The organism is Alkalihalobacillus alcalophilus ATCC 27647 = CGMCC 1.3604 (genome assembly GCF_000292245.2).
In the GTDB taxonomy this organism is placed as follows: domain Bacteria; phylum Bacillota; class Bacilli; order Bacillales; family Bacillaceae_D; genus Alkalihalobacillus; species Alkalihalobacillus alcalophilus.
In genome coordinates, this window is sequence record NZ_ALPT02000116.1 from 1 (window position 1) to 10,379 (window position 10,379).

General features: G+C 38.4%; 10 protein-coding genes. 1 reads left to right on the top strand and 9 read right to left on the bottom strand.

Going from position 1 to position 10,379, the window contains the following annotated elements:
* From BALCAV_RS19565 to BALCAV_RS19605, 9 genes are all read right to left on the bottom strand, one after another.
* The coding region (locus BALCAV_RS19565; RefSeq protein WP_040324272.1) for an RNA-guided endonuclease TnpB family protein at positions 1-686 on the bottom strand (686 nt) is incomplete at its 3' end.
* Positions 687-773: 87 nt separating this feature from the next.
* Positions 774-1,256 carry an N-acetylmuramoyl-L-alanine amidase family protein gene (locus BALCAV_RS19570; protein ID WP_160173443.1) on the bottom strand — a complete coding sequence of 161 codons (483 nt, stop codon included), beginning with the start codon at positions 1,254-1,256 and terminating at the stop codon, positions 774-776.
* A gap of 330 nt (positions 1,257-1,586) precedes the next feature.
* The gene (locus tag BALCAV_RS19575) at positions 1,587-1,931 is read right to left on the bottom strand and encodes a phage holin family protein (protein WP_003323108.1); all 345 of its coding nucleotides are present in this window, start codon (positions 1,929-1,931) and stop codon (positions 1,587-1,589) included.
* A 1-nt stretch (position 1,932) separates the two neighbouring features.
* Complete coding sequence (locus tag BALCAV_RS19580; protein ID WP_003323110.1) at positions 1,933-2,127, bottom strand: PspC domain-containing protein; 195 nt, start codon at positions 2,125-2,127, stop codon at positions 1,933-1,935.
* 68 nt (positions 2,128-2,195) lie between these two features.
* A complete protein-coding gene (locus BALCAV_RS19585) occupies positions 2,196-3,317 on the bottom strand; it encodes a DUF4097 family beta strand repeat-containing protein (protein WP_003323111.1) in 1,122 nt (373 codons plus the stop codon).
* A 90-nt stretch (positions 3,318-3,407) separates the two neighbouring features.
* Positions 3,408-6,275, bottom strand: coding sequence for an excinuclease ABC subunit UvrA (uvrA, locus tag BALCAV_RS19590; protein ID WP_003323112.1), 2,868 nt, complete (start codon positions 6,273-6,275; stop codon positions 3,408-3,410).
* Positions 6,276-6,281: 6 nt separating this feature from the next.
* On the bottom strand, positions 6,282-8,261 hold the full coding sequence (gene uvrB / locus BALCAV_RS19595) for an excinuclease ABC subunit UvrB (protein WP_003323113.1): 1,980 nt from the start codon (positions 8,259-8,261) through the stop codon (positions 6,282-6,284).
* A gap of 187 nt (positions 8,262-8,448) precedes the next feature.
* Positions 8,449-8,670, bottom strand: coding sequence for a DUF2198 family protein (locus tag BALCAV_RS19600; protein WP_003323114.1), 222 nt, complete (start codon positions 8,668-8,670; stop codon positions 8,449-8,451).
* 57 nt (positions 8,671-8,727) lie between these two features.
* Complete coding sequence (locus BALCAV_RS19605) at positions 8,728-9,915, bottom strand: PDZ domain-containing protein (protein WP_003323115.1); 1,188 nt, start codon at positions 9,913-9,915, stop codon at positions 8,728-8,730.
* Between the two features lie 262 nt (positions 9,916-10,177).
* Between BALCAV_RS19605 and BALCAV_RS22920 the strand changes: the two genes are divergently transcribed.
* The coding region (locus tag BALCAV_RS22920) for a hypothetical protein (protein ID WP_235213152.1) at positions 10,178-10,379 on the top strand (202 nt) is incomplete at its 3' end.

Consider the following 10,379-nt stretch of genomic DNA (forward strand, 5'->3'; position numbering starts at 1 on the left):
CCATTGTTTTTAGCATTTAACGCACGTCTTGAAAGTTTTCGTTGCTCACGTCTTAATTTCTTTTCCATTTTGGCTGTGAACGTATGATTGTCCATCTTGTGACCATCCGAAAAAACCGCAAAATCCTTGATGCCTAAATCTATACCGATAGATGATTCCGTTTTCTTCAAGGGCTGTACGTCTGTTTTGACTACAATGGATACAAAGAACTTTCCGCTTGGATTTCGTCTGACTGTAGCGCTCAGAATACGTCCTTCAACCTCACGACTTTTGGCCAAGCGAACATACCCTAGTTTCGGCAATTTAATTTTGTTGTCTACTATGGCAATGTTGCTATTTGTTACTTTCGTAGTGTAGGATTGTACCGGATTCTTTTTAGACTTGAAGCGTGGAGCTTTATTTTGTTTCTTGAAGAATCGAGTAAAGGAATCGGCAAGATTTTTCAGGGAGGATTGAAGGGCAATGCTGTCCACTTCTTTTAGCCATACGAATTCCTTTTTTAGTTGCGTTAATTCAGCCGAACAAGAAGAATACGTTAACCCTTTGCCTGTTTCTTGGTAGGTATCGTTCCATTGTCCTAAAAAGCGATTGAATACAAAACGAGAACAGCCGATGGTTTTAGCAATCAGGGTTTCTTGTTCTTTGCTTGGATAGAGACGGAATTTGTATGCTTTGTTGATGAGCATTGTTTTCACCTCAGATAGGAATGTATGTTCTTATTATATCCTAACAAGAATCTCTTTGGCTACCGCCAACCGCCATTCATCTCCCCCTTATCGTTTGGCTTTGCCCTTCACACGATTGAAGAGGGAGTCTTCTGTCGGGAAATGATAAAATGGGCTCTCAAAGATACCTCGATCATTCATATTTACCCTATTGACAGTTGTCGTTTGTAATAGTCGGGCAAATGAGGCTGAATCACCAATGTAATGTGTCTCGACTCCATTAATAGAGCTATCATTTGCGGTATTCGCATGTATGCTTAAAAATAAGTCGGCATTAAGGTCGTTAGCGACACTTACACGGTTTTCCAAAGAAATATACGTATCTCTTTCTCTCGTCATGATCACTTCATACCCATCATAAAGGAGCTTATCTTTTACTCTTTTGGCGACATCAAGCACAATCGCTTTTTCTTCCACATTCCCCCTATGTCCTCCTGGATCTCGCCCTCCATGACCAGGATCAATGACAATTTGACGGATTTCTTGTTGAATTGAGTGGTTTTCAGAAGTCGTCTTCGTTGGAATATACACGTTTTGTTGACCACTGTGAGACATATATTCTAAATTTATGTAGCCAACCCTTCCGTTATAGGTTATTTTCCCCCACCTCTCATCAACAGCAATATACTCGACTAGTTTCGAACCTTTCCGTAATCTAACACTTCATTCTGTCCTCTATTGACAGAAAAACAGCTCAAATTCTACAAACTTCTACAACTACCAGGATTTAAGAGTTCTTCATAGGCCACACATTGTTTAATCCCGATATGAACTTCTACCCTTATCTAAGCAAACACAAACCAAAAAAAGCCAGACCACACAATAAAGGCGGTCGGCTCATTTTATTTTTTATCGTTTGGATTACGCATTTTTGACTGGTTTAATGACAAAAGTTTGCACAATTGAAATGATAAGGGCGGCTAAAACGGCGAGGCCAAATCCTTCGATTGTAAAATAACTTCCCATAACAAACGCCGTCAATAATAAAGTCACAGCATTAATAACTAAGAGGAATAATCCTAAAGTTAAAATCGTAATGGGAAGAGTAAAAAAGAGTAGAATAGGCTTCACAATCATATTAATAACCGATAAAACTAAACTAGCGATAATCGCGGCCATAAAACCACTAATATAAAAACCTTCAAAAACCTGAGCTAATAGCATTAATAATCCTGCATTTAAAAGAAGTCCAATTAACCATCTCATCTTAGTAATCTCCTTCATTTGGAATGATAAAAGCACCAATAATGTAGGCGAAGAGTACTGGGAATCCACCTGTCATAAAAAATACGGCAACAGTAATTATTCTTACAAGTGTTGGATCGATATTAAAATATTTAGCAACACCAGCACAAATTCCCGCTAGCTTTCGATCATCTTGGTCTCTGTACAAACGTTTCATCCATCTCACCTCACTTAGAGATTACCCTATTATTCTTTTTTAAAACTTTTATATCTATCCAAACGCAGTTACTCACGCTCTTTTACATTAATGGAACCGGTATTTGTTATCGCATAGACTTTTAGACGTGGAGTGGCATCTTGGTTAGCAACAAAGGAAATGTTCTTTTGCGCAAAATCCTTCTTCTCTTCAATCACTTCATATTCAGGTAAATGAACAGAATAACCACCAACATTTGTTTTTAATTTTGCCTCGACACGAACGTCATCAGGGAAGCTTAAATGAATGCTTCCTGTCGCTGCTTTGACATCCAAATAGCTTGGATCACTGAACGGATCAAGATTATAAGTAATCGTGCCGTTCACTGTTTCTAAATCAGCGTCATGATATTTTCCATCGATGGTGATAGTGCCATTGACCGTCTTCGCATCAATTAATTCGGCACTAGAAGACCTCAATTCAATCGCACCATTCACCGTCTCTGCATTCACTTTTTTCGCTTTTAAATTCGAAAATTGAATCGGACCATTCAGCGTATTGGCTTCAAATGAAGTCGTCGAAATCTTCTCACCAGTAATTTGTCCGTTAAACGTATAAAACTTCACGTGTTCAAATAATGTTTTCGGCACATAGACAATCGCTTTTACTTTCATCGTCTTTACTTTTGTATGGAATAAAAGCTTGTTATCATCGACTAAAAAAGTTGTTTCCTGAAGAAGCACTTTTCTTGCTTCATCTGTATCGCGGACACGATAAATCTTCGCTTCACATTCGACACGAACATCCGGTTCATCCCATGGTCTCACATCTACCGTTCCGTTCTCCAAAGAAATATCGAGTGAATGCGGAGAAACATCACGATGTTGAAAAACATGGTCAATTACAGTTGAAGAACCAAAATTAAAATCTAAATCAATGTCTTTAATCTTTTGAATTGCTGTATCAAAAAAATCAGCGAGCTTATTGGACGAGCTTGATTGTTGGGTTTGACGATGACGCTCACGATACTCTTCTCCAGCGTCCCAATTCACATCTGTTGATAAAAATTGTCCTTTTGCTTCGTTTTTAGAGCTCGTTTCCCCTAAACGCTCTGTCCCTTTTTGCTCCATTGCTTCCAATAAGCGAATACCCTCTTCAGCAGTAATTTTCCCATCTTCAATCATTTTTAAAATCATTTTTCTTTCTTCCATTTTTTACACTCCTTCGCTTTTTCGTACCCTTCAGTGAAAAATAGGCTATTAATAAGTGTTACGAAATGAGAAATCAAAATGTTTCATGATTTATACATTTTGCCATTCTTTTTTTTGCTGCTTCATTCTTTCTTGGTCACGAATTAAAATCGGTTTTAAATATTTACCTGTATAAGAGCCTTCCACTTCTGCTACTTGTTCCGGCGTCCCTTCTGCAACAAGAGTTCCACCTTTATCGCCACCTTCAGGACCTAGATCAACGATATGATCAACCGTTTTAATCACATCTAAGTTATGCTCAATAACTAGAACCGTATCACCATTATCGACAAGACGATGAAGCACTTGAAGCAATCGAGAAATATCATCAACATGTAAACCGGTCGTTGGCTCATCTAAAATATAAATCGTCTTACCTGTAGAACGTTTATGAAGTTGAGAAGCAAGCTTCACCCTTTGAGCTTCACCACCTGATAAGGTCGTTGCAGGTTGACCTAGACGAACATATCCAAGTCCGACATCGACTAATGTTTGAATTTTACGATTGATTTTGGGGATATTAGCAAAAAACTCAAGACCTTCTTCCACCGTCATTTCAAGCACATCAGCAATAGTCTTTCCTTTATAGGTTATTTCTAATGTTTCACGATTATATCTTTTTCCTTCACAAACTTCACAAGGAACGTACACATCTGGTAAGAAGTGCATTTCAATCTTAATAATTCCATCGCCTCGGCAAGCCTCACAGCGACCGCCTTTCACATTAAAACTAAAGCGCCCCTTCTTATAACCACGAACTTTTGCTTCATTCGTGATCGCATAAACATCACGAATATCATCAAAGACCCCCGTATAAGTCGCCGGGTTTGAACGCGGTGTCCGCCCGATAGGCGATTGATCAATCTCAATCACTTTATCAATATGACCTAATCCTTCTATCTCTTTATGCTGACCTGGTTTCGTTTTGGCACGATTTAACTTTTGAGCCAATGCTTTATACACAATTTCATTAATTAACGTACTTTTTCCTGATCCTGAAACACCTGTGACCGCGATAAATTGACCAAGTGGAAAGTCAACGGACACATTTTGTAAGTTGTTCTCAGTCGCTTTTTTAACCTTTAAGTAACGGCCATCGTGCTCTCGACGACTTTCAGGAAGCTGGATAAACTTTTTCCCTGATAAATATTGCCCTGTTAAAGAATTTTCGTCGTTCATAATTTCTTCTGGTGTTCCTTCAGCAATGATAAAACCACCATGAACCCCAGCACCAGGACCAATATCAATAATATAGTCTGCCGCAAGCATCGTATCTTCATCATGCTCAACCACAATCAACGTATTTCCTAAGTTTCGCATGTATTCAAGTGTTTCAATTAAACGATCATTGTCTCGTTGATGTAAGCCAATTGAAGGCTCATCTAAAATATATAAAACGCCCATCAAAGAGGAACCAATTTGGGTAGCCAACCGAATCCGTTGCGCTTCTCCACCAGATAAGGAACCAGCCGAACGGCTTAAAGACAAATAATCAAGCCCGACATTGTTTAAAAAGCCTAATCGGTCCTCAATTTCTTTTAAAATCAACCGAGCAATCGCCTGATCTTTATCACTTAACTCTAACTCTTTAAAAAATCTTAACGCGTCCTTAACAGATAAAGAGGTAACTTGACCGATATGCCTTTCTCCAACAAAAACAGCTAACATTTCTTTCTTTAAACGATAACCTTTACATGTAGGACAAGCTTTTTCCACCATATAGCCTTCCATCTGTTCACGAACATAATCAGAGCTCGTATCATGATAACGTCTAGAAACATTGTTCACAACACCTTCAAATAAAATCTGATTTTCACGTATCTGACCAAACTCATTTTCATAGCGGAAATAGATTTTTTCTTTGCCACTTCCGTATAAAATTTTATCTAGTTGATGCTCAGGTAGGTCGTTAACTGGAGTGTCCATATCAATGCCATAATGCTCACAAACTGATGCTAATAATTGTGGATAATACTGTGAACTAATTGACTCCCAAGGGGCAATCGCATTATCATTTAATGAACGAGAGCGATCTGGAAGCACAAGTTCCAAATCAACCTCCAATTTTACTCCGAGTCCATCACATTTTGAGCATGCTCCAAACGGACTGTTAAAAGAAAACATTCTCGGTTCTAATTCTGGAATCGAAAAGCCACACTCTGGGCATGCATGATGTTGGCTAAACAACAATTCTTCCCCATCAATGACATCAACTAAGACACGTCCGTCCGCTAAACCGAGAGCCGTCTCTAATGAATCTGCTAATCGAGATTCAATTCCTTCTTTCATCACAATCCGATCAATAACTACTTCAATCGTATGTTTTTTATTCTTTTCTAATTCAATTTCCTCGGCAACTTCACGCATTTCTCCATTAACTCGAACCCGAACATAACCTTGCTTTTTAATATCTTCAAAAATTTTGACATGTGTTCCTTTTCGTCCTGAAACGAGCGGGGCTAGAATTTGCATCTTGGTCCGCTCAGGAAACTCTTTTAAACGATCAACCATTTGTTGAATTGTTTGGGAAGATATCTCAATCCCATGCTTAGGACAAACAGGATGTCCGATCCGAGCAAATAATAAGCGTAAATAATCAAAGATTTCCGTTACTGTACCGACCGTTGAACGTGGATTTTTTGATGTTGTTTTTTGATCAATCGAAATCGCTGGGGATAACCCCTCAATTGTATCAACATCCGGCTTATCCATTTGTCCAAGAAACTGTCTGGCATAGGCCGATAATGATTCAACATACCGCCTTTGCCCCTCTGCATAAATCGTATCAAACGCTAACGATGATTTTCCAGAACCCGACAACCCTGTCAAAACGACTAATTTATCGCGCGGAATCGTCACATCGATATTTTTTAAATTATGAGAACGTGCCCCTTTTACCACTATGTTTTCTAATGCCATCGAATGTCACCCTTCCGCCTTCAATTCTAATATTAAATCTCGTAATTCAGCAGCTCGCTCAAACTGTAACGACTTGGCTGCTTCTTTCATTTCCTTTTCAAGGTTTGCAAGCATTTTTTCTTTATCTTTTTTGCTTAATTTTGTTTTTGGTGCATGATCTTTATAGCTCTCTTCATCTTCCGCGACATGGGTGGCTTTAATAAGATCTGGAATTTTCTTTTGAATCGTTGCTGGTGTAATGCCATGCTTTTGATTAAATTCCTCTTGAATCGTACGTCTTCGTTTCGTTTCATCAAGAGCAATTTTCATTGAATTAGTAATCTTATCGGCATACATAATAACACGACCATCGGCATTTCTTGCTGCCCGACCAATCGTTTGAATTAACGAACGTTCTGAGCGTAAAAATCCTTCCTTATCTGCATCTAAGATTGCCACTAGCGAAACTTCAGGTATATCTAATCCTTCTCTTAATAAATTAATTCCGATTAAAACATCATAGGTTCCAAGGCGAAGTTGACGAATAATCTCAATTCGTTCCAAAGTTTTCACTTCTGAATGAAGATAATTGACCTTTATTCCGAGCTCTTTTAAATAATCGGTTAAATCCTCTGACATTTTTTTCGTCAACGTCGTCACAAGCACCCGTTCATTTCGCTCCGTTCGTAAACGAATTTCCCCGATTAAATCATCAATTTGTCCTTGAATCGGACGTACATCAATAATCGGATCAAGTAATCCAGTAGGACGAATAATTTGCTCAACCATTTTTGGTGTATGCTCCAGTTCATATGGACCCGGCGTCGCTGAAACATAAACAACTTGATTCATTTTCTGTTCAAATTCTTCAAATTTTAAAGGACGATTATCAAGAGCCGATGGGAGGCGGAAACCATGATTAACAAGGACTTCTTTTCGAGCTCGGTCGCCATTATACATTCCACGAACTTGTGGCACCGATACATGAGACTCATCCATAATGATTAAAAAATCCTCTGGGAAAAAGTCGATCAATGTATAAGGTGTGACACCTGCTTCCCTTAAGGTTAAATGTCTTGAATAATTCTCAATCCCTGAGCAAAAGCCCATTTCAGCCATCATTTCAATATCATATCTTGTCCGTTGTTCTAATCGTTGCGCTTCTAGAAGTTTGCCTTCTTCGTGAAGTGCCTTTAGACGCTCTTCCAGCTCTTTCTCAATATTAACAATCGCTTTTTTTAATTTTTCTTCACGGGTAACGAAGTGAGAAGCTGGAAAAATGGCGATATGATTTCGGTCGCCTTTGATTTCTCCTGTTAAAGCATCCACTTCAGTAATCCGGTCAATTTCATCGCCAAAAAACTCGACACGAACGCATTGTTCATCTCTAGAAGCTGGAAAAATTTCAACTACGTCTCCCCGAACACGGAACGTCCCGCGAGTAAAATTCAAATCATTTCGGTTATATTGAATATCAACTAAATTTCGTAATAACTCATTTCGTTCGATTTCTTGACCTGTTCGTAAAGAAACAACCATTTCACGATATTCCTCAGGAGAACCTAAACCATAAATACATGAAACACTTGCAATAATAATGACATCATTTCTTTCTAATAATGCACTTGTTGCAGCGTGACGTAATTTATCAATTTCATCATTAATACTCGCATCTTTCTCAATGTATGTATCAGAGGAAGGTACATACGCTTCTGGCTGATAATAATCATAATAACTGACAAAGTATTCAACAGCATTATTAGGAAAAAACTCTTTGAACTCACTATAAAGTTGACCCGCTAACGTTTTATTGTGGGCCATGACTAAGGTCGGTTTATTCACTTCTTGAATGACATTCGACATAGTAAATGTTTTCCCTGTTCCTGTAGCTCCTAATAATGTTTGGTGCTTCTCTCCATTTTTAATCCCGTTCACGATAGTCTTAATCGCCTCAGGTTGATCCCCGTTAGGTTGATAAGCGGATACTAATTCGAATTTATTATCCAACGAAACCCCTCCTTTACGAACAAACGCTCTTACTATCAGTATACCATAATTTTCAATCATGATCCTACTTTTAACGAACATATGTTGTCACATAATTCGCCTCTTTTCTTTATTCTTCCCTTTTTTACCATACTCAAACGAATTCCTTCTGCAGGAATAAGAAAAAGAGCCGTACTATGCGACTCTTCTACATTCCAGGCTTTTTCCTTAACACTTTTTGTGAAAGCAATAATCCAATAATATATGAAACAATACTTATCAATAGGAGGTACCACGGCATTTCGTGTACTCTCACTGCAAAAATTAAAATCATCCACGTAACAATGGTTGCCCCAACAAGACTAAAGCTTACTCTTGTCAAAATAATCGTTAATAGTAGTGGAGCTATTAAAACGAGACCCCATTCCATTATAAAAAACGAGCTCCTTTATTTTTTAGTTTATGATAGACAGGAGCTAAAAATTGGTCAAATGACTGAATCCTGCAAAGTTTGTTCCGTTTTAACTAACAAAACACCGAGCTGATGATGCTCTCCAACATAAAGAGCTCCCTGTGCAAAGCGTACTTCTCCAGCATAATCAAGCACCTCTAATTTACAAAAGGCCGAGTTGGCTTGCAGCGCTTTGTAAAACTGATCTTGATTTTGGATCGTTCGCCCATTTACCTTTGAAATTGTTTCTCCTACCTGTAAGTTCATTTTCTCAGCAGGGCTTCCCGGTAACACCCCTAAAATAATACAACCTTCTTTCAGTTCCGTAAAATACTTTGAATGTTGCTCTTCCTTTGATTGCAGAGAAGCAATCAACCATTCACGAGTGACCATCATAGCAACAGCGGCAATAACGGCAACCACTGGAAAGAAATAACCAATAACGACAAAGAGGATACTTCCTGTCGCTAAAAGGAGCACTCTTCTCCCAATTAATTTAATCGCGAATTCCGGCAACGCCGACTTAATCACATATTGCAGTCCAAATAAAAATGGAACGATGACCGGTTGTAACGTCATTTCCCCCACAGTAAGGACTGGCCAAAACTCGAATGTAGGGATAAGCCCATTTGGTATAAATAAAACGACCGGTACAATCCAAAGGCGCTTTTGCTTATGAATCCCAATCCATTTTCCACGCTTACTTTTCTCTAATCGAGGGGACGTATATTTTCCACCATTTCTTAAAATTAAAAAACCTTCAACAAATAATAGTAAACTAAGCAGGGCAAAAACAGACACAATCGAGACATCTGAAACCACTTCGTACATATCCATTAAACTACTTGGTCCACTAACCAAAGGCTCTACAGCTAAAATAATAATCGTTAGGGCTAACACATTCACCGGAGTAATCCAGCGTATTTTAGTCGTAAGCGCCAAAAGGACATAGAGCCCGGCAATTAAAACCAAAAAGGGGATGTTTACAATGATTCCAAGTGCAATAGTTACGAGCGAAATCAAAGTTCCAGCTAAAATACTTGGCCAAAACGGAAGCACAAAATCTGCCATTCGACTATATACTCTCGTATGAAAGGACTGTCTCTCTTTTGATATTCTGTTATTTGCTACTAATAAAATAATGATTAAACCAATATACAAAAGTGGATTACTAAAAAAACTACCAAAGGCAATTCCAATCGTTTTTAGTATGTCGATAACCATAAATTCACGCCTCCAACTCTCATCTCTCTTTAAACATACCACAAACTTACAAATGAAAACAGGTAATAGCTAATAGAATCGAAAAAACGATAAAATATGACTGAATTTCTACTTTTTCAAGCCATTATTTCCCGAAAAATAATAGATAAAATCAAAATATGACTTTAGTGGGTAGGATGGAGGTACTATTCGAGATTATTAGCAGCTTAATTGGGACACAGCGTGGGGTTCATTAGTTGTTAGATCGGATTCGCACCGTATTTTGGACAGAGCGGGCTTTTCATTACTTATTCACTTGGATTCGCACCGTATTTTGGACAGAGCGGGCTTTTCATTACCTATTCACTTGGATTCGCACCCTAATTCGGACAGATTGGGCTTTTCATTACCTATTCACTTTTTTTCGCACCGTAATTTGGTCAGCTCGTGTTTTTCATTACCTATTCGCCTTGATTCGAACCCTA

Coding starts and splice junctions, on each gene's coding strand:
- BALCAV_RS19585 (WP_003323111.1), bottom strand. CDS start 3,317: ATGGAAGAAAGAAAAATGATTTTAAAAATGATTGAAGATGGGAAAATT.
- BALCAV_RS19605 (WP_003323115.1), bottom strand. CDS start 9,915: ATGGTTATCGACATACTAAAAACGATTGGAATTGCCTTTGGTAGTTTT.
- uvrA (WP_003323112.1), bottom strand. CDS start 6,275: ATGGCATTAGAAAACATAGTGGTAAAAGGGGCACGTTCTCATAATTTA.
- BALCAV_RS19580 (WP_003323110.1), bottom strand. CDS start 2,127: ATGAAACGTTTGTACAGAGACCAAGATGATCGAAAGCTAGCGGGAATT.
- BALCAV_RS19575 (WP_003323108.1), bottom strand. CDS start 1,931: ATGAGATGGTTAATTGGACTTCTTTTAAATGCAGGATTATTAATGCTA.
- BALCAV_RS19600 (WP_003323114.1), bottom strand. CDS start 8,670: ATGGAATGGGGTCTCGTTTTAATAGCTCCACTACTATTAACGATTATT.